This is a genomic window from Autumnicola lenta (assembly GCF_031846515.1).
Taxonomy (GTDB): Bacteria; Bacteroidota; Bacteroidia; order Flavobacteriales; family Flavobacteriaceae; genus Autumnicola; species Autumnicola lenta.
Genome location: NZ_JAVRHO010000015.1, coordinates 77,509 through 97,980 on the forward strand (window position 1 = coordinate 77,509; position 20,472 = coordinate 97,980).

Here is a 20,472-nt window from a genome sequence, read left to right on the forward strand (position 1 = left end):
TTGTAGTTCTTATTTTACTATTGGCGAACTAACACACCTTTAAGTCTTCAAATTTTCAGCAGCTTTTCGCTTAAAACTTGTCACTCCTTCACTGCTTTACTCTTTCACTCTTTTCATCTTCAAATCGGCACATTTTCAAATTCTCAAATTACTTTTTCACTCTCACCGTCCATTCAAAATGAAATTCGGATACTTCAATCCCTTCTTCATTTCTTCCCACGCTTTTCATCCAGCACGTCTCTCCTTCTCCGGTAGCCAAAGTCTTTTTTATCGCTTCAGCAATTTTTTCACCATCCTCGCTGGTAAAGGTGATTTTTCCTGTAGCTTTTTTCGAAAAATTAGATTTATTTTGGGCAACTAACATCGAAATCTTCTTGTTTTCCTGCTGAATTTTTGACATTACTAATGCCCCCGTACTTAACTCGGCAGCCATCGCCTGTACCGCAAAATACATCGATTTAAACGGATTCTGATTTATCCATCTGTGCTTAACCTTTACTTGACAGCTCCTGCTATTAATCTGTTTTACCCGCACACCACATAGCCATGCACTGGGTAATTTCAGCATTAAAAAAGAATTAAGTTTTACAGGTGTCATTCTTGAAAAGTTCAAAATTGTACTTAAAAGTATCTAAAATAAATGGTTCAGGTGCGAACATGAAACCTTAAATAAAAGTTAAATTTAGGTACTATGCTTTGCAAATTACCATCCTTTGTACATATATTTGTATAAGAAATTAATAGGCAATGAACTCATCAATCATCAATCGAGATAAAAACCTGGCAACACTTATCCATCTGTCAACCTTTACGAAATTTATTTTTCCACTGGGCAATTTTCTTTTTCCACTCATCCTCTGGATCTTTAGAAAAGATGATGAATTTGTAGATCACCACGGGAAAAATGCACTTAACTTCCAGATAAGTATTTTCCTGTATAGCATTTTACTGGGATTACTCGGGCTTGCGGGAATTGTATTTACTATACTCTATTTGGAAAGCTATATTAACATTCAGCACTTTCATGAATTCGCTATAAGTGATCTTCAAGAGGCTATATCTGTTATTATTCTCTTGGCAATATTTGCAACGCTTCTTCTTGCACTTTTTATCCTGGAGATCTTTACAGTGATAAGTGCCAGCCTTAAAGCAAATCAGGGAGAATTATATAATTATCCGTTATGCATCAACTTTATCAGTATCAATAAACTAATCATCAATTAAAAAATGGACAGTTTAACAACAACAAAGAAAATCAGACATTATGAAGATTGAAAATACCAAGGCACAAATGCGAAAAGGTGTGCTGGAGTACTGCATTCTCTCTGTCCTAAAGGATGAAGATGCATATGTGGCAGAAATTCTGGAAACACTTAAAGACGCAAAATTGCTGGTAGTGGAAGGCACTATTTACCCTTTACTTACCAGGCTAAAAAACGCCGGACTCCTATCCTACCGCTGGGAAGAATCCAGCAGCGGACCACCGCGTAAATATTACGGATTAACAGACACAGGAAAATTGTTCCTTAAGGAACTCACCACCACCTGGGACGACCTGCAAACTGCTGTGACTATTGTAACCACTCAAAAAAATAAAGATCATGAATAAAACAGTCAATATAAATCTCGCCGGCATTTTCTTCCACATAGATGAAGATGCTTATGCTAAATTACAGCACTATCTGGATGCCATTAAACGTTCGTTTTCCCGCACGCAGGGAAGCGAGGAAATAATAGCAGACATTGAAGCCCGTATTGCTGAATTATTCAATGAAAAGATTAAAGATAAGAGACAGGTAATCAGCATTAAAGAAGTGGAAGAAGTGATTGCAATCATGGGTCAGCCTGAAGATTACATGGTAGACGAAGAAATCTTTGAAGATGAACCCGTTTATGAAACTACGGGAAAAACTACCGGAAGAAAACTATTCCGGGATCCTTTAAACAGCTATCTGGGTGGCGTTTCTTCCGGCCTGGGACATTATATGGAAATTGATGCAGTTTGGGTACGGTTGTTATGGGTGCTGCTCACGTTGCTTACCAGCGGTGCTTTTATCCTGATTTATATCGCATTCTGGATTTTTGTGCCCGAAGCGAAGACTACAGCAGACAGGCTTGCCATGAAAGGTGAAGAAGTGACCATCAGCAACATCGAAAAAAAAATTCGTGAGGGTTTTGATAATGTAGCCGGAAAGGTGAAAGATGTAGATTATGAAAAATACGGAAAGAGGGCAAGATCGGGAGCAAGTTCTGCAGGATCAGCTTTAGGAAATGCCATTTTAATGGTACTTACCATCTTCGTGAAATTTATCGGAATCTTACTTCTATTACTATCAGGATCAATTTTAATAGGACTTTTTATAGCCTTGTTTACCGTAGGTGTCTTCGGGATTATTGAAACGCCGTGGACAGATTATATAGAAATGGCGGTAAGTGGCGGGCCGCTATGGTTAATGTCATTGCTATCCTTTTTCCTGGTGGGAATTCCGTTTTTCTTCCTTTTCGTTTTAGGATTAAAAATTCTGGTGAACAACCTAAAATCGATTGGAACAACTGCCAAACTGGTATTACTAGGAGTATGGATTCTCTCCTTAATCGGATTAATTATTATCGGAATTCAACAGGCTACGAATACAGCTTTTGATGGAGAAACGGTGATTACAAAGCCGCTGAACATCTCTGCCCAGGATACTTTATTTCTGAAAATGCAAAATCAGAATAGCTTTTCCTCCAGCTTTTATCGTGGTGATGCTTTTAAAATAAGACATGATGAAAGCAATAACAAAATGTTGTTTTCAGACCAGGTTTGGATTACAATAAAATCTACAAGGGATTCCCTTGCGAGCTTGGAAATTGTTAAAGCTGCAGAAGGAAGTGATTTTGAAGATGCCAACGAAAGAGCACGCAATATTCAGTATGATGTCAACCTTTTAGACAATGAATTACAACTCGACAGTCACCTCACTTCAGATTTAAAATACAAGTATAGGGATCAGGAAGTGAGGATCACTTTGTTTCTCCCGCAGGGCACCACGCTTTATGTGGAAGACAATGTAGGTGCTTTTATTAGCCGAAGATATAACAGTGAAAACATTTACAGGCATGGCGACCAGGAACGTTACCTGGAAGTAACTGAGAATGGAACTATTTGCAACGACTGCCCGGTGGAGATGGAAATGGAAGATGAAAATGCAGGCGATACTTATACAGATGAAGAATGGGAGAGCGAAGACCAATGGGACGAGGAAAGCGATTATAACTCCGGAAGGACTAATCGTGGTTCTACTGAAGAACCAGAGAATATTGAAGATTCTGAAACACCTACAGTAGAAACCGATACAACCAGCCAGTCATGAGCACATTAATTTCTTTATTGATCAGTTTGGCAATGTCGTTTATGATGGAAAATCCTCAAGAGGATACACAGCAAATAATTGCTGAAGAGAACTGTAAAATTCAGCTTCAGCAAAAAACGTGGGACGAATGTAACGTATAGTAATTGTACTTCATTCCAAAAAAGAAATCCCGTCAAACTGAATTGACGGGATTTCTTTATTATTCGAAAATTGCCATTTTCAGGCAGTGACTTCCTCTTCTTCCCTACTCTCCACTTCCGCCAAATATCGCTCTGCATCAAGAGCTGCCATACAACCCGTTCCGGCTGCAGTTACAGCCTGGCGATATTCTTTATCCTGTACATCTCCTGAAGCGAAAACTCCCGGAAGATTCGTTTTTGTAGATTTACCTTTCGTGATTAAATAGCCGGTATCATCCATGTCCAGCTGACCTTTAAAGACTTCAGTATTTGGTTTGTGTCCAATAGCTACAAAAAACCCGGTAATTTTTATTTCTTCCTTCTCTCCTGTTTGGTTATTCACCATTCGCAAACCTTCAACTACCTGGTCACCAAGAATTTCATCAACCTCAGTATTATATCTCAGGTCAATGTTTTTTGTACTGGTCACCCTGTGCTGCATTGCTTTAGATGCTTTCATCTCATCTTTCCTAACCAACATGGTCACTTTTTTACAAATATTGGAAAGATAAGTAGCCTCTTCTGCAGCGGTATCACCACCACCAACAATCGCGACATCCTGATTCTTATAAAAGAAACCGTCACAAACCGCACATGCTGAAACTCCGCCTCCTCTTAATTTCTGCTCACTTGGCAATCCAAGATATTTTGCAGTAGCTCCTGTAGAAATAATCACAGTTTCTGCCTCTACCCAGGTAGCATTATCTACACGCGCACGGTGAATTCCGCCAATTTCTTTGCTGAATTCTACTTCAGTTACCATTCCTATTCTCACTTCAGTCCCAAAACGTTCTGCCTGTTTTTGAAGATCCATCATCATTTGCGGCCCATCTATCCCGTCTGCATATCCTGGAAAGTTATCTACCTCAGTAGTAGTGGTTAACTGCCCGCCCGGTTCCATTCCGGTGTACATTACCGGCTTAAGATCGGCACGGGATGCATAAATTGCTGCAGTATACCCTGCCGGCCCGGAGCCTATAATAAGACACTTTATTCTTTCAACTTTATCGCTCATAGGAATATAATTTGAAATACAAAAATACTAACTTTAAAGTAAATTCCCGAGCCTATTACGATGAAGATTTGTTATTGGCAGATAGCTTCAGCAAATTCCTGATCTTTTCAGAAGCTTCAGAAAAAACTTATTTGTCCTCCTCAGGATTCGAAGTTAAAAATTACCTTTGCCCGTTATGGAACTGAGTCTATTCAATATTCTGGACATCCTGGGAACCATGGCTTTTGCCATTTCCGGGGCACTTGCAGCAATGGACCGGAAGCTGGATCTCTTCGGAATTTTTATTATAGCATTTGTAACCGCTATTGGTGGCGGCACCATTCGGGATGCGCTTATGGGGAATACTCCGGTTGCCTGGATGGAAAACGCAACCTACGTTTACCTCATTGGAGCGGTAACTATTTTCGCAATTATCTTCCGGAATAAAATAAATTACCTTAAAACTTCACTTTTCCTGTTTGATACTATCGGACTTGGTGTTTTTACCATCACCGGAGTAGAAACCGGTGTTGCCAACAATCTCGATCCTATAATTTCCATTGCCATAGGGGCAATGACAGGTACTTTTGGAGGGGTGGTAAGGGATATTCTCTGCAACGAAATTCCGGTGATCTTCCGGAGGGAAATTTACGCCACAGCATGCATTGTGGGAGGTCTGGCCTTTGTAATTCTGCACCGGATTGGCGTAAATACTGATATTATCTACATTGTCACCTCACTCACCGTAATTATTATTCGCCTGCTGGTGGTGAAATACAAAATCTCATTACCATCTTACCATCTGCTTCAGAATAATTAGAAAATTTCCACCTTAGGAGATCATTTTGCATGAAATTATTTAAAAAGAAGTTCTTAATTACTTACCACTTTATCTACAGAGCTACTTAAAAAAAGTCATTTATCGGCATATAGAAAAGTAAATAACAATATGAATCAGTGGCCAGGTGTAATTAGTCTTTGACAAATTCTTTGAAATTATTCAATACTTTTTGAGACAGGCGTTCTTCGGTTTTGGTGGACCATCCGGCACTTTTATCCACTGTAATCAGGTTTTTATTCTTAAGGATTCGGCCATCGAGCTTACTTTTTGCATCTCCGTCGAAAATGGCAAAATTTGAAGGTTCACTTATCCATTTCTGAAAAGCCTCTTCGTCTAAAGGCAGTCCCAATGAAGTATTAATCAAAATTTTTCCCGAACCTAATTGTTCAAACTCCTTTTTCTTCAGAATTTGAATATTTTTTGGCAGATGAATACTTATCATTTCTGAAGTTTTCAGCAATTCCTTCAACTCCAGGAACTTTAAACCTTTATCTTCCCAGTCTTTTTTCCTGGTCCTGCTGAAGTAGTAGAGGTCCATTCCAAAAGGCAGCAGGTATTTTGCAAGTAACTGTCCGGTAGTGCCAAGGCCGATAATGCCCAATTTTCTCCCGGTAAGCTCCATTGGCATTTCCCGCCACTGATTTTCACCAAAACCGTGCAGCAATCTCACCAATCCTGAAACTATAAACTCAATGACACCGGGATCTCCGTAATCTCTGATGCCTGTAACCCCAATTCCCCTGTCCCGGGCGAAATTCACGGCCACGTTGGCAGAAGCATCATCATACAAACTGCAGCACATGCCGATATATTTCAGGTTTGGGCACTTCTCAATGATTTTTTCGTCAATTGGGGTCCTCCAGGACACAAAAATCACTTCTGCATCGCCTATCCGCTCTAAAATCTCAGCTTCAGAAGCTGGTTCGTCTTTATATACATCAATTTTCTCTTCACTAAATTGCTGTAGTTCCTCCAAAGCCCAATCCTGAATCTTGGTATGATCTACACATACTATTTTTTTAAACTTCATACTTTATTTCTCTCTTTTTCTTCTGAAAAAAGTCATGCCTCCAAAATGGCAATTATCGACCTGAAAACTGATTTTGAATGATGAATTTTGAATTGCTCTTTTCTTCTTAAACTTTAAAAAAACAACCACAAATACACGACTATTTTTTCCCGCAGAAAACGCAGATCTGTGCATAATTTATTCTCCAGAATTTGAATTTTTCACTCTTCACTTTTCACTTTCCACTTTCCACTTTCCACTTTTTCACTTTCCACTTTTTCACTTTTCACTTTCCACTATCCACTATCCTATCGCTTCTTTTTCAGAGAATATAAATCTTTCCTTCTATCTTTCATATTTCTTACACTTCCGAAATTGTGCAGCTCTTTCAGCAAATCCAGATCTACATCTACCAGCAGTGTACTTTCTGTATTCGGCGTAGCTTCAGCTTTAATTCCGTTTACCGGAAAAGCAAAGTCAGACGGAGTTAAAACAGCGCTTTGTGCATACTGAATATCCATATTGTTGACTTTCGGCAAATTCCCTACAGAACCGGCGATAGCGACATAACATTCATTCTCCACCGCCCTGGCCTGTGCACAGATTTTTACACGGGAATAGCCGTTTTGAGTATCTGTCATGAAAGGAACAAAAAGAATATTCATCCCCTCTTCTGCCAAAATCCTGGAAACTTCAGGAAATTCCACGTCGTAACAAATTAAGACTCCAATCTTACCACAATCTGTATCAAAAGTTTCGAGTTTATTACCGCCCTTCATTCCCCAGGCAGATTCTTCTGCCGGAGTAATATGGAGTTTTTCATAACGTTCATAACTTCCATCTCTTCGGCACAGGTAACCAACATTATACATGTGCTCACCAATAGCCTGCGGCATGCTTCCGGTAATAATATTGATGTTATAGTTGATTGCAAACTCACTAAAAGTTTCCAGAAGACGATCTGTATACCCCGAAAGTCCGCGAATTGCTTCAGGTTCAGAAAGATGATTGAACTGCGCCATTAAAGGAGCATTAAACAATTCAGGAAAAAGGATAAAGTCGCTCTGGTAATTACTTACCGCATCCACAAAAAATTCTATCTGGGACACCAACGCTTCATAATCTTTAAACAACCTCATTTGCCATTGTACGAGACCCAACCTTACAACTGTTTTTGTAGTATTTACAAGCTTTTGAGGTTTGGTGTAATAGATATTATTCCACTCCATTAAAGTGGCAAATTCTTTACTTTCGTGGTCTCCCGTAAGATATCCTTTTATCACCTTTTTAACGTGAAAATCGTTGGACAACTGGAAAGACAACACAGGATCATGAATTTCCTGAAGTTTGACTTTATCAATATATTTTTTAGGCGTTAACTCATCTGCATATTTTGAATAATTTGGTATGCGCCCTCCAAAAATTATCGATTTTAGATTGAGGTGCTCACAAAGTTCTTTTCTTGCTTCGTAAAGTCTTCTTCCCAGTCTCATGCCCCGGAATTCCGGATGGATAAAAACATCTATTCCGTAGAGAACATTTCCGTTTTTGGTATGTGTAGAAAAATTTTCACCGCCAAGAATATCCAAATAGTTATGATTATCGTCAAAATTATCATAGTCTACAATAATGGAAAGTGCACAGCCGGCAATTCTATTATCTATAATAATACACAACTGGCCTTCAGGAAATTTATTGACAAGCGTCTTAATTTCGCCTTTCGTCCAATATTCATCGGGCATCGCATGATAACTTTTTATCATGGAAACCTTCAACTCTTCATAATCCTTAACCCGTAAATTCCTTAACTCTATTTTTGCTGAATCGATCACTCTTATTTTTTAATATTTGGCTGCAAAGATACTGCCTAAATAAGTGATTCTGAAATAAAAGAAGGTGAACAGAAAATTTCTGAAGTCTTACACCTGGTAAAGATCATTTTTAATAGCAAAAAGCACCAGACCAATCCTGCTCTTTACTTCTAGTTTTTCGAAAAGGCTTTCCCTGTAACCGTCGATGGTTTTGGGACTAAGATTCATTTCTCCCGCTACTTCTTTATAGGTCATTTCAGAACAGGCATGGCTTAAGAATTCCAGTTCACGGGGTGTAAGGTTCCTGAATTTCTTCCCGGGGCCACCCTTTATCATTGCTTCTGAAACTTCATCGCTGTAGTAATACCCGCTGTTTAGAACCGATTGTAGCGCATAAAGAAACTCATCTGGCTCAATATCTTTCAGCAAATATCCCCTGCAGCCATTTCTAATCATTTTGATGATATAATTCTCATCATGCTCCATGGTTAAAGCAAGAGCTTTTTGTTCAGGATAGTTTTCTTTAAGCCACATCATTGTTTCAAGACCGTCTTTGACCGGCATTTTAATATCCAGCAAAACAAGATCTGGTTGCGTATGGCCGAAATTAAAATAGTCAACCACTTCCTGTCCGTTTTTAAAAATCTCCACAACCTCAAAATCTTCGTATGTTTTTAAAAGTCCGTGGAGGGATTTTGCAAAGAGAATGTGATCGTCAACGATGATTATCGTTTTCTTCATTTTTGGTAGGGTTAGAAGGATAGGATAAAGATAGAAAAGTTCCTTTGTTTTCTGAAGAATTTAGACGGAAGTCTGTTTTAATAAGTGCCGCCCTGCTCTTCATATTTAGTACTCCTGAACTTTTGTTAACCTCTCCAGGATTAAAACCAATGCCATCATCCTGAACTTCAATTTTCAGTTTATCCGAAAGATAAGAGAAGTTTACAATTAACTTTGAAGCTTTTGCATGCTTAATAACATTTGAGAAAAATTCCTGAAGAATACGAAAAAGGATTATTTCGTCTTTTTTATCAATCTCGAATTTTTCACCTTCTATTTTGAATTCCACCTGAAGGATATTAAGCCGCTGAAACCTCTTCAGCTCATTTTCTACAGAAGCCGTAAGCCCGGCATATTCCACAACTTCATTGTTCAGGGATTTTGACAGCGAGCGGACTTCCTGTAGAGAAGCAGCCACCACTTCCTTTATCTCCAGAACCTCTTCTTTTTCAGGTAAGGTCTTGGAAAGAATATTTAATTGAAGATTAGCAACAGAAAGTAGCTGACCTATATTATCGTGCAACTCCCAGCTAATATTTTTAAGGGTTTGCTCTTGGATTTCTATCCTGGACTGTACAATTTCCTGCTCATAACGCTTTTCTGCTTCATACTTTTCTTCCAGAAGTTTGTTTTTCCGTCTTTGGTAGGTGATAAAAAAGATGATCACAAAAGCCGTTAGCAGCAAGATCACTACCACAAAATAGATGATGAGTAAGATTTCTTCTTTAGAAAGCATTTCTTTAAGTTCTTACGGAGTTCTTCTTGTTGGCCAGGAATAAAAAGGCGAGACTATAAGAACTGTACATAAAAATATTCATAACAACTAAAATTAAAGTGCTTAATTCCACGAATTCAGGGCTTTTCATTGTAAAATACGTGAAATAGATAAAAATAGGAGTGGTGGTTAAAAAAAATAAAATTGCTGGAAAAGAGATATAAAAACTGATCTCCCTTTTTATGCTTAAGATTTTATCACTCAGCAGAATTTCGAAGTAATAATAGAAAATTACCCCCAGCAGGAATAAAGCTCCCAAGACATAAGTGACAGTTGAATTGCTTTTCAGAAATACATCTGAAAATAATAAATTTACAATACATATTATCACATAAATAATTAACCCCCACTTAATAAGTTTTCTTATTTTTATATTGGAAATGTTCCATTTAAAATACATGATATAAGCCGCAAAGCTAATAATTAGGTAAGGATTAAAAAGCCAATAGTTTCTGTACCAAAAGGTGTTTTTAAGAAAATGTAATGGTTCGTTATAATAAATTATCGACGGAATTGACCCTATGGTTTCAACAAAAAATGTAAGCAACAAAAAATACGAAAAAAACCCAACCGCTTTATCAACTGGGTTTTTCTGGTAATAGTATAAGCCGGAGATTGCAGCGACACCTTCCAGCAAAATTACGAGAAATCTAAGCTCTTGCATTTAATATTCCATTGGAGGCCAGCCTGTTCCAATCGTATTGTAAGGCTCAATGTCATAGTTATTAGAATCCGAGTCTTCATTGGCACCTTCGGTTTCTCCCTGGGCTTCTTTGGTAGGTGAAAGAAAAATGGTAGAATATCCTTTTTCCTCTTTAGTGGTTGGATACGCGCCTAAATAAAACCTGATTCCCGGTTTCTCCACGCCCTGCTCCTTAGATTTCTCCCTAACATAATCCAGATACTCCTGTAATTCATCCAGGCTGTACCAGAACTCGCGGGTATCTTCATAACCTTCACATTCCCTTATATCTTTTCCACGGGTACGCACCCATTCGTCCTGTTCTTTGCGCGCTTCGTCAACGCTAATACATTTTTTTGGTCTTTCCATAGATTCCTGAAAATGTAACTTCCGTAATTACCTGAAATACGAAAATTCTTAATTATTAATTTTTTGTTAATGTAAATGTAGGAGAAATATTCTTTTTACCAAGATTTTCCTTAATTCTCCGTTGTCAGTTTTGTGTAGGGTTTATTGTTTGATAGAAACTAAGATGCTAAAAATGCCAATTACCGCCCTAAAAATTTTTCCGCATGGTGTATTTCATACTATTGATGCGTCATGAAAACATTAAAATAGATCTTTATAGAAAAGGGTGTTTTTCCCCTTGTAGAGAAGATGAAGCCACGGTACTTTTACAATATCATTATAGCGAAAGCTAAAGTGTTTGGGGAACAAAAGTGCTGTTGAAGCGTGAAATAATTCTGAGTAGGGTCACTATTATTTCTTTAGCGCCGATATGGCACTTTTTTATTGAACTGACTTTTAACTGTAATTCTCACTTTTTCTCCTGTGACCTTTTGTGCAAGATAGTTATTACCCTCCTCACTCAATTGCAGGATTCTTGAATAGCCTCCCCTCCCTTTTTACGTTTGAAGCTCTCACTAAAATAACGGTTTATTCACTGGTGCTCTTCTTTGGAAAAATCTTCTATTTTTGCCATAATACTGAGTTGTTTAAAACTCTGTAAAACGGTCAACTTATTTTAATGCCGACAGCCACGAATCCAAGAATGCTAAATAGAATGAGTTTAAGCATTATAAAAATCCTGGGTTTCTAAGCCAATACCTGAAAATACCAGTTATCGACCATAGACAGGAGTGGTTTTAACTATTCGCGAATTAGTGCCTGACCTATAAAGGAGTAAAGAATCAGGAGAAACACCATACCTCAAGAATGCCAATTATCGATCTTTAGTTGCTGTATTCTTGCAGTTTAGAACACAAAGCTTAAGCTCTTCCCGGTTTCTTCTTTCTGATGTGGGTTTAAAACTTTATTTTTACTCGAAAATAGACAACTATGGCAAAAATTGAATGGAAAACAGCTAAAGAATATGAAGATATCACTTATAAAAAGAGCAATGGCGTGGCACGGATTGCTTTTAACCGCCCAGATGTGCGCAACGCTTTCCGCCCAAAGACAACCAGCGAACTTTATAATGCTTTTTATGATGCACAGGAAGATACTTCTATTGGAGTAGTGTTGCTTTCTGCTGAAGGACCTTCAACTAAAGATGGCGTTTATTCATTTTGTAGTGGTGGCGATCAAAAAGCCCGTGGTCATCAGGGTTACGTGGGTGAAGACGGCATGCACAGGCTAAACATTCTTGAAGTGCAGCGCCTTATTCGTTTTATGCCAAAAGCTGTAATTGCTGTGGTTCCCGGTTGGGCTGTGGGTGGAGGTCACAGTCTGCACGTGGTTTGCGACCTTACGCTTGCCAGCAAGGAACATGCGATTTTTAAACAAACCGATGCGGACGTCACAAGTTTTGACGGAGGTTATGGTTCTGCATATCTGGCGAAAATGGTCGGGCAAAAGAAGGCCCGTGAGATCTTTTTCCTCGGAAGAAATTATTCTGCACAGGAAGCTTTTGAAATGGGAATGGTCAATGCTGTAATTCCGCATGACGAACTGGAAGATACAGCGTATGAATGGGCTCAGGAAATCCTTGCCAAATCACCAACTTCTATAAAAATGCTGAAATTTGCAATGAACCTTACCGACGACGGAATGGTGGGTCAACAGGTTTTTGCCGGAGAAGCTACACGCTTGGCTTATATGACAGAGGAAGCCAAAGAAGGAAGAAATGCCTTTCTGGAAAAACGCAAACCAAATTTTGAGAAAAAATGGCTTCCGTAGAGCCGAAAAATTCCTTTCAGAACCAGCGTATAGCCATAGATACGCTACCTCGCTATCAGGAGGTAGATCTAAACGGAATTTCCAGGAATCTTCTCTTCAAAAACTTAATTCACATTAGCGTATTGTTTGTGGCGATCATGCTCTTTTGTGGTTATATTTATTTTTATACTGCAGAAAACTTTATAATCAGCATTGTTGCCGTTGCTGCTTTCTTACTCTTCTGCTTCTTTTTCTTTAATTCCTGGAAGATGCAGAAGATTTATGGCTATGCACTCAGAGAAAGGGATATAATTTACAGGAAAGGGTTTCTTATTACGGACACTACCGTAATTTCCTTTAACCGGATTCAGCATGTTTCCATCTCAAGAGGCGTTCTGGACAAACTGTTAGGGATAGCCACCCTTAACATCTTTACGGCAGGGGGAAGCGGGAGCGATATTAGCATACCCGGTTTGGAACCACAATTGGCACAAAACCTAAAGGAAGCTTTGGTAATAAAGATTTCAGAAGATGGATTCAAAAGCATTCACTAGTCCGCAGCGCCAGTCAGTGACCGGAATTTTAGTCATTTTTGCGGCATCTTTGTACAAGATTTTCCGGATTTTCTGGGCCGTTTTGATTTATTTTATTATTCAGCAATCTAACGCATTCTCTTTTATTTATGTCTTGATTCCTCTGATAGTTGTGATTCTTGCTGTTGTTCACAGCTACTTCAGTTACAGAAATTTTAAATTTCATATAAACTGGGAAAAGGAGGAGTTCGTACTTACCAAAGGTGTATTTTCTACAGATTTTATTGCAATTCCATTTGATAAGATTCAGCAGGTAAATTTTGAAAGAGGTATTCTGGAAAGGGTTATCGGAATTTACAGCCTCGTGATAGATACGGCAGGAAGTGATCAAAAGGAAATTAAAATACATGCTATCGAAAGGGAGAAGGCTGAAGAACTTTCGGCTATTCTGTTGTCAAAAAAGAAGGAACAGCACGAGAATTTGGATGTTGCTTACGCCGAAGAACCTAAGGAAGATGAAGAAACCCAATGGACACATAAATTAGAAATAGGAAGGCTGCTGAAAATTGGAATCAGTTCAAATTTTCTGCGTGGTTTCGGGTTGATAATTGCCTTTTTAAGCACGCTATATAATGAATTCAGCAGGCTCTTTTTTGAAGATGAAGAGTTGCTTCTGAAAGAAGCAGGTAATATTCCGCTGCCATTAGAATCGTTCTTTATCTTTGCAATCCTTGCTGTAATTTTGCTCCTGCTGAGTGTATTTATAACGGTAGCCGAAGTACTTGTCAAATATTACAATTTAAAGCTGGTACAGACTTCAGAACGTCTGCACCTGGAAATGGGCCTTAGAACAAATACCAAAGTTTCTTTACAGCCAAGGCGGGTTCAGATTGTAAGTATTATTACTAATCCGCTTCAAAAATGGCTGAATATTTACGAGGTAAAAATTACCCTGGCCGGCAGTAGGGAGAAAAGTGCCAAGAGCAAAATAAGCATTCCCGGGCTTGAGAAGGGAGCTACCCGAAGAATAAAATCTTTCTTATACGGCAAGCATACGGAAGAGGAAAAAGGAGTATTTAAACCCAATATTGTCGATTTTTTAAGGAGGGTTAATTTTGGTCTTATTCCGTTAATAATCAGCTATATAATTCCTATAACTATTGAAGAGGTGAATGTATCGGAATGGCTTATTTTCGCTGTTTTTTACACAATTTCTATGCTTTTTTACAACTTCAGAATGTTTAAATCCATGAAATTGACCTTTTCTGAAGATTTTCTGGTGAAATCCTATGGAGTTTGGAGTTTAGTAGAGCAAACCACTGAAATTTATAAGTTACAGTCCGTTAGCATTAAAAGACCTTTTTGGTATAAAAGGAGGGGCCTGGTAAATGTCAGTTTGCATACTGCAGGTGGTGACATTAGCTTTAGAGCTGTAGATGAGGAAATCCTTACTTATATGAACTACAGCTTATTCCGAATTGAAACTTCTGAAAAGGCGTGGATGTAATTTTAAGTTAAAGGTTAAAAAGTTAAATAGTGAAGGTTCAAAGCTGTGTTGAACTTCTCTGCTTAGTGTTAACCGATATTCCATATTATCGTTATTATAGCATCTAGCAACCAATACGAGATTGCGTTATTCAATATTCTCTGTTATAGCCACTTTTTGTTGCAATATTTTCACAACACATTCAAATTTACCACTCCAAATTCATATTTTTGCAAAAATATTCTGTTAGAATGCGCGAAAGAGAAATTGTTAGTGTTTTTGATATGCTAAAGGTTGGCGTTGGTCCTTCCAGTTCCCATACATTAGGGCCATGGCGGGCTGCGCAGAGATGGATTTCTGAACTTAAACAGCAAGGAGTTTTCGACAATGTAGAAACCATCCACATCGACCTGTACGGCTCACTATCCCTCACCGGAAAAGGACACGCAACAGATATTGCGACCATTCTGGGATTGTCTGGTCACGATCCTGTAACTATGGACATTAGTATCATAAATACTGAAATTGAAAAAATAAAGGAACAGCAACGTCTTTGGTTAAATGGAGAAAAGGAAATTAATTTCAGCTGGGAAACCGATGTGAAATTTAACCGTAAATTCCTTGAGTTCCATCCTAACGGAATGACTTTTCGTGCACAGCTTGATAATGGCAAAAAAACAGCCTCCTCCTTCTACTCTATCGGCGGCGGATTTGTAGTGAAAAAGGAACGGAAGAATGCTAAAAAGCAAATGCAGAATTTCAAAAGCTTTCCTTTTCCCATAGAAAAAGCCACCGAACTCCTGGAATACTGCAAAGCGGAAAACAAAAAAATCTCGGAAATCGTCCTGGAAAATGAAAAATCCCTTCGTTCTGAAGAAGAGATCGATTCCGGCTTGCGAAAAATCTGGGACGTCATGCTGGAATCCATGTACATTGGCTGCCATACCGAAGGCACACTTCCTGGCGGACTCAATGTAAAGCGCCGTGCCTTCGAAATGCACCAGCGCCTTATTCGCGAAGGAGATTACCATTCTCCCGAAGAATGGATCTCCGTCATTCGAAACAACGAAGTAAAATTCCGCGAAATTTTAAAATGGGTGAGCTGCTTTGCGCTGAGCGTAAATGAAGTCAACGCATCCCTGGGACGGGTAGTGACCGCACCAACCAACGGTAGTGCCGGTACGGTGCCTGCTGTAATGATGTATTATATAGTCATCGAAAATCACCAAGCTACTTTTGAGGATTTAAATCGTTTTATGCTCGTAGCCGGCGAAATTGGTAGCTTATTTAAAAAAGGTGCAACAATTTCTGCAGCAATGGGTGGTTGCCAGGCCGAAATTGGCGTTTCTTCAGCCATGGCAGCCGGAGGCTTAACCGAGTTGCTCGGTGGCAGTCCCGAGCAGGTTCTTATGGCCAGCGAAATTGCCATGGAACATCATCTCGGCCTCACCTGTGATCCAATTGGTGGCCTTGTACAGGTTCCGTGCATTGAGAGGAACGCCATGGGTGCCATAAAAGCTATTAACGCTGCCGAAATGGCTTTGGAAAGTGATGCCAGCAAGGCAAAAGTACCCTTAGACAAGGTCATAGAAACGATGTGGGAAACCGCAAAAGACATGAATTCCAAGTACAAAGAAACTTCAGAAGGAGGACTGGCAGTAAAAGTAAATATGAGCGATTGTTAAACCTTCTGCACTTCCGCGAGAAAGTTTTGGTTTCCGCTGCATTTAACTAATTCTGACAGTAAGAAAACTGCTTAGCGTAATTTGAGAATCAACAAAAGACTAACTTCGCGGTCAGAACTACATTTAAGCCTTAAAAATTGCTCCAGCTCAACAGCATTTCTGAAAAGATCAAGAATCTAATTCGTAATTACGGATTCATGATTGGCTGCTACTTTGCCTTCTTTGCGATATTGGGCATTTTGACGTCTTCATTTCCGTGGATAGATCTGGATCAATATGAACAGGCAGCACTTTTTCAAATGCTGGATGAAAGTCCGATGAGATTTGCCATCATGGCTTTAATTGTAGCACCGGTTTTAGAAGAGGGTATTTTTAGAAGTTTGGTAAAACCTTCTAAAAACGACATCCTCCTTTTTATAACCACATGTCTTGTTGTTATTGGCATTTTTCTTATTCCGGCTAATGTTCACTGGCTTACCAGCTTCTTTTTATTATTATTCGCAGCCGCATTATCCTTTCTGTTTCTACAGGCAGCAATCCCGGAAAAGCTTTTGTTCAAAGTTCAAAAGATGCTTAATTCTTATTATCTCTTTTTTTGGTATCTAAGTGCTTTCGTTTTTGGACTCGTCCACATCTACAATTATGTCCCCGCTTTTGAACTGAACCTGCCGCTGTTTCTTCTTATTTTCCCCCGGATTATCGCGGGTTTCTTCTTCGGAAAAGTAAAGATTGAAAACAACGGACTTTTATGGCCAATCCTCATGCACACCATGAACAACAGCATCATCCTTTTCTTTTTTATTCCGAAGATGTTTTAACTATTTAACAAACGCTTAAAGTGTAAGCATCAGTTTTTTTGTAACTTCTGGACTGCTGAAAAAATCTTTTTACACTTATCATTTTTCAGCTGATTTACAGATGATTATGTAAATAGAAACCTGATAAGTTCACCAAAAAATTTAGTTATGAAAGCTGTACAAGTACAAGAAAAAGGAGGCGATTTTGTCGTAGTAGATATTGACAAACCTTCTCCCAAAGAAAATGAAGTTCTTATAAAAATAGAAGCCTGTGGAATTTGCCATAGCGACGCTATCGTAAAAGAAGGTATTTTTCCTATCGAATATCCGCGAGTGCCCGGGCATGAAGTTGTAGGTGTCATTGAAGAAGTTGGCAACAGAGTCAATAAATGGAAAAAAGGGCAACGGGTTGGGGTTGGCTGGCATGGCGGACATTGCTTTGATTGCCAACCCTGCCGGGAAGGTGATTTTATTAACTGCGAAAATGCAAAAATCAGCGGAATCTCTTATGATGGCGGTTATGCTGAATATATGACTGCCCCTCATGAGGCTGTTGCCGCTATTCCTGAAGAGTTGTCTTCAGCCGATGCAGCGCCTCTTTTATGTGCAGGAATTACCGTTTTTAATGCCTTGAGAAACTCCGGAATAAGAGCTGGTGACACCGTTGCGGTACAGGGAATTGGCGGTCTTGGTCATTTAGCCGTTCAGTACGCCGCAAAAATGGGAATGCGAACCGTGGCAATTTCTACGAGTGACGATAAAAAAGATCTTGCAAAGCAATTAGGAGCTCATCATTTTATCAATACCGGCAATACAGATGCTGCAAAAGAACTCCAAAAGCTTGGCGGCGCCGATTTAATTCTGGCAACGGCACCTAACAGTAAAGCAATAAGTTCCGTAATTGACGGATTAGCTAAAAACGGAAAAATCCTGATGGTAGCCGCAACGGGAGAACCCGTGGAAGTCTCCCCTATGCAATTGCTTATGGGAAGAAAATCTGCGGCTGGTTGGGCAAGTGGTACGGCCATGGATTCTGAAGACACTTTGAATTTCAGCGCATTGACCGGCACCACTCCAATGATTGAAGAATATGCACTGGACGATGTAAAAGAGGCTTACGACAAAATGATCAATAATAAAGCCCGCTTTAGAGTGGTTTTAAAACCTTAAGCTGAAGAAAATTCAGAAGAAGAGTAATACTTCATCTTTAAAATTGAAACAGGCTGTGCGAATTTTTTGCACAGCCTTTCTTTTTACTAAAGGCCGAAAATTGTCATTTTGGAGATGTCTCTTTTTCGTACTATGTAGCGAGATAAGAATGCATTTGCTATCCTGCAAGGTCTTTTTTTAACCTTGTATAATTTCTCCTGATACCTTTCATAAATAATCTGAAATTAAACAAACCTACGAACTTTCTAAAACCTCGCAGAAAACCTGCCCCTCCTGTTTATTACTACAAAGGGAAAATTGCCATTTTGGAGGCACCCTTTTTTACAGGCAGAGAGTCCTCACAGGTTTTGAAAACCTGTGAGGACTGATGCTGAACGTAAAAAAGAAACTCAGGCATCAACAGGTTCGATAATTGACATTTTGAAGCTTTGGTCTTGGAAGGTGGTAAACTAATTTACTACTTTTACTCGAACTAAAAATCAGATCGATGTCAGTTGCAAAAAAGGAGTATAAGAGGATTACGGTGAAGTCTTTGGTAGACATGAAATCTAACGGTGAAAAGATAGCTATGTTAACCGCTTACGATTACAGTATGGCCAAGATTGTAGACGGTGCAGGTGTGGATGTAATCCTTGTGGGTGACTCTGCCAGTAATGTTATGGCTGGTCATGAAACTACTTTACCAATTACACTGGATCAAATGATTTATCATGCTTCTGGCGTGGTGAGAGCGATCAGCAGGTCTTTAGTAGTCGTTGATTTACCTTTCGGAAGTTATCAAAGTGACCCTAAAGAAGCGTTGCGTTCTGCAATTCGCATAATGAAAGAAAGCGGTGCACATGCTGTAAAGCTTGAAGGTGGCAAGGAAGTTAAAGATTCTATTAAACGAATTCTTCATGCCGGAATTCCTGTGATGGGACATCTGGGACTTACTCCGCAGTCCATTTATAAATTCGGAACTTATACCGTAAGGGCTAAAGAAGAACAGGAGGCCGAAAAACTGAAAGCTGACGCGCTGTTACTTGAAAGAATAGGGTGTTTTGCTGTTGTTTTAGAGAAAGTACCGGCGAAGTTAGCCAAAGAAGTTGCAGAAAGCCTTACCATTCCCGTGATAGGGATTGGTGCGGGAAATGGTGTTGACGGACAGGTTTTGGTGGTTCACGATATGCTTGGGATGACTCACGAATTTAATCCGCGTTTTTTAAGGCGCTACGCAGACCTTCACTCTGAAATGACGAGTGCTTTTGAAAATTATACAAAAGATGTGAAAAATAAGAGTTTTCCTTCAGATGAGGAGCAGTATTAGTTTTAAAGTTTGGAGTTCGGAGTTTGGAGTTTGGAGTTCGGAGTTTGGAGCTCGAAGTTAAAGCACCCGTATTATTTTTAAGAAATTTATCCAGTATTGAATTCAGATAAAGTAATCTCTACAAAAGATAATCTTCAGGTTTTATTTGAAGACAATCATATTATTGTGGTTAATAAGCGGCCGGGAGATATTGTGCAGGGCGATAAAACCGGTGACAAACCGCTTAGTGAAGTTGTAAAATCTTATTTGAAGGAAAAGTATAACAAACCGGGAAATGTTTACCTGGGCGTGGTTCACCGCCTGGATCGTCCTACCAGCGGAATTGTTCTTTTTTCAAAAACTTCAAAAGCATTACCAAGGTTAAACAAACTTTTTCAGCAAAAGGACGCCAGAAAAACCTATTGGGCAGTGGTAAAAAATCCGCCGCCAAAAAAGGAGGATACACTGGTTCATTTCATGAAGCGGAATCCGAAACAAAATAAATCTTACGCTCACATAAAAGAAGTTCCGGACAGTAAAAAGGCTATTCTGGATTACAGAAATATAAAAGAACTGGACAATTATTACCTGCTGGAAATCGACTTACACACAGGGCGACATCACCAGATTAGAAGTCAGTTATCTTCCATTGGCTGTCCGGTAAAAGGAGATCTTAAGTATGGTTTTGACCGTAGTAATAAAGATGCAAGTATCCATCTTCACGCCCGGGAATTAAAATTTACTCATCCGGTAAAAAAGGAAGAGATACACGTAATCGCGCCGCCACCTTCAGACGCAATATGGGACGTCTGTACAGATTAACTTTCTCTTTTCATACTTCGTGCAATTTCGGCGAAAACCGCGAAAATAATAAGTACGCCTCCAATAATCGTGTTGACTGCGGGATATTCGCCTAAAAATAATAATCCTAA

At 39.2% G+C, this 20,472-nt stretch carries 20 protein-coding genes; 13 read left to right on the plus strand and 7 right to left on the minus strand.

The window, feature by feature from the left end; all coding sequences use genetic code 11:
* Window positions 1-148: 148 nt before the first annotated feature.
* Window positions 149-568 (minus strand): DUF4442 domain-containing protein, encoded by a 420-nt coding sequence (locus RM545_RS11660; RefSeq protein ID WP_311495456.1) that lies wholly within the window; start codon window positions 566-568, stop codon window positions 149-151.
* A 179-nt stretch (window positions 569-747) separates the two neighbouring features.
* Here RM545_RS11660 and RM545_RS11665 point away from each other — a divergent pair, with 179 nt between their 5' ends.
* Genes RM545_RS11665 through RM545_RS11680 form a run of 4 tightly spaced genes read left to right on the plus strand, consistent with a single transcriptional unit; the run spans window position 748 to window position 3,496 of the window.
* Window positions 748-1,224: a DUF4870 domain-containing protein gene (locus tag RM545_RS11665; RefSeq protein ID WP_311495457.1), complete on the plus strand. Its 477-nt coding sequence runs from the start codon at window positions 748-750 to the stop codon at window positions 1,222-1,224.
* 40 nt (window positions 1,225-1,264) lie between these two features.
* Window positions 1,265-1,609, plus strand: coding sequence for a PadR family transcriptional regulator (locus RM545_RS11670; protein ID WP_311495458.1), 345 nt, complete (start codon window positions 1,265-1,267; stop codon window positions 1,607-1,609).
* Window positions 1,602-3,356: a PspC domain-containing protein gene (locus RM545_RS11675; RefSeq protein WP_311495459.1), complete on the plus strand. Its 1,755-nt coding sequence runs from the start codon at window positions 1,602-1,604 to the stop codon at window positions 3,354-3,356. The genes RM545_RS11670 and RM545_RS11675 overlap by 8 nt, the downstream gene beginning before the upstream one ends.
* Window positions 3,353-3,496, plus strand: a complete 144-nt coding sequence (locus RM545_RS11680; RefSeq protein ID WP_311495460.1) for a hypothetical protein — start codon at window positions 3,353-3,355, stop codon at window positions 3,494-3,496. The genes RM545_RS11675 and RM545_RS11680 overlap by 4 nt, the downstream gene beginning before the upstream one ends.
* 79 nt (window positions 3,497-3,575) lie before the next feature.
* On the opposite strand, the gene trxB is transcribed toward RM545_RS11680, so the two are convergent.
* Window positions 3,576-4,550: a thioredoxin-disulfide reductase gene (trxB, locus tag RM545_RS11685; RefSeq protein WP_311495461.1), complete on the minus strand. Its 975-nt coding sequence runs from the start codon at window positions 4,548-4,550 to the stop codon at window positions 3,576-3,578.
* A 175-nt stretch (window positions 4,551-4,725) separates the two neighbouring features.
* Here trxB and RM545_RS11690 point away from each other — a divergent pair, with 175 nt between their 5' ends.
* Window positions 4,726-5,349: a trimeric intracellular cation channel family protein gene (locus RM545_RS11690; protein ID WP_311495462.1), complete on the plus strand. Its 624-nt coding sequence runs from the start codon at window positions 4,726-4,728 to the stop codon at window positions 5,347-5,349.
* A gap of 151 nt (window positions 5,350-5,500) precedes the next feature.
* On the opposite strand, the gene RM545_RS11695 is transcribed toward RM545_RS11690, so the two are convergent.
* From RM545_RS11695 to RM545_RS11715, 5 genes are all read right to left on the minus strand, one after another.
* The gene (locus RM545_RS11695) at window positions 5,501-6,400 is read right to left on the minus strand and encodes an NAD(P)-dependent oxidoreductase (protein ID WP_311495463.1); all 900 of its coding nucleotides are present in this window, start codon (window positions 6,398-6,400) and stop codon (window positions 5,501-5,503) included.
* Window positions 6,401-6,687: 287 nt separating this feature from the next.
* Window positions 6,688-8,211, minus strand: a complete 1,524-nt coding sequence (locus tag RM545_RS11700; RefSeq protein ID WP_311495464.1) for a carbon-nitrogen hydrolase family protein — start codon at window positions 8,209-8,211, stop codon at window positions 6,688-6,690.
* Between the two features lie 87 nt (window positions 8,212-8,298).
* Window positions 8,299-8,931, minus strand: a complete 633-nt coding sequence (locus tag RM545_RS11705; protein WP_311495465.1) for a response regulator — start codon at window positions 8,929-8,931, stop codon at window positions 8,299-8,301.
* Window positions 8,906-9,706, minus strand: coding sequence for a sensor histidine kinase (locus RM545_RS11710; protein WP_311495466.1), 801 nt, complete (start codon window positions 9,704-9,706; stop codon window positions 8,906-8,908). The genes RM545_RS11705 and RM545_RS11710 overlap by 26 nt, the downstream gene beginning before the upstream one ends.
* Before the next feature lie 703 nt (window positions 9,707-10,409).
* Window positions 10,410-10,796: a hypothetical protein gene (locus RM545_RS11715; RefSeq protein WP_311495467.1), complete on the minus strand. Its 387-nt coding sequence runs from the start codon at window positions 10,794-10,796 to the stop codon at window positions 10,410-10,412.
* 969 nt (window positions 10,797-11,765) lie between these two features.
* On the opposite strand from RM545_RS11715, the gene RM545_RS11720 reads away from it, so the two are divergent.
* From RM545_RS11720 to RM545_RS11755, 8 genes are all read left to right on the plus strand, one after another.
* Window positions 11,766-12,605: a 1,4-dihydroxy-2-naphthoyl-CoA synthase gene (locus RM545_RS11720; RefSeq protein WP_311495468.1), complete on the plus strand. Its 840-nt coding sequence runs from the start codon at window positions 11,766-11,768 to the stop codon at window positions 12,603-12,605.
* A complete protein-coding gene (locus RM545_RS11725) occupies window positions 12,593-13,138 on the plus strand; it encodes a PH domain-containing protein (RefSeq protein ID WP_311495469.1) in 546 nt (181 codons plus the stop codon). Before RM545_RS11720 ends, RM545_RS11725 begins: the two co-directional genes overlap by 13 nt.
* Window positions 13,116-14,624 carry a PH domain-containing protein gene (locus RM545_RS11730; RefSeq protein ID WP_311495470.1) on the plus strand — a complete coding sequence of 503 codons (1,509 nt, stop codon included), beginning with the start codon at window positions 13,116-13,118 and terminating at the stop codon, window positions 14,622-14,624. Before RM545_RS11725 ends, RM545_RS11730 begins: the two co-directional genes overlap by 23 nt.
* Window positions 14,625-14,854: 230 nt before the next feature.
* Complete coding sequence (locus tag RM545_RS11735; RefSeq protein WP_311495471.1) at window positions 14,855-16,288, plus strand: L-serine ammonia-lyase; 1,434 nt, start codon at window positions 14,855-14,857, stop codon at window positions 16,286-16,288.
* 137 nt (window positions 16,289-16,425) lie between these two features.
* Window positions 16,426-17,106, plus strand: a complete 681-nt coding sequence (locus RM545_RS11740) for a CPBP family glutamic-type intramembrane protease (RefSeq protein WP_311495472.1) — start codon at window positions 16,426-16,428, stop codon at window positions 17,104-17,106.
* A gap of 147 nt (window positions 17,107-17,253) precedes the next feature.
* Window positions 17,254-18,255, plus strand: coding sequence for an alcohol dehydrogenase (locus RM545_RS11745; RefSeq protein WP_311495473.1), 1,002 nt, complete (start codon window positions 17,254-17,256; stop codon window positions 18,253-18,255).
* Between the two features lie 487 nt (window positions 18,256-18,742).
* A complete protein-coding gene (gene panB, locus RM545_RS11750) occupies window positions 18,743-19,561 on the plus strand; it encodes a 3-methyl-2-oxobutanoate hydroxymethyltransferase (RefSeq protein ID WP_311495474.1) in 819 nt (272 codons plus the stop codon).
* A 96-nt stretch (window positions 19,562-19,657) separates the two neighbouring features.
* Window positions 19,658-20,362 carry an RluA family pseudouridine synthase gene (locus RM545_RS11755; RefSeq protein WP_311495475.1) on the plus strand — a complete coding sequence of 235 codons (705 nt, stop codon included), beginning with the start codon at window positions 19,658-19,660 and terminating at the stop codon, window positions 20,360-20,362.
* Window positions 20,363-20,472: the final 110 nt, after the last annotated feature.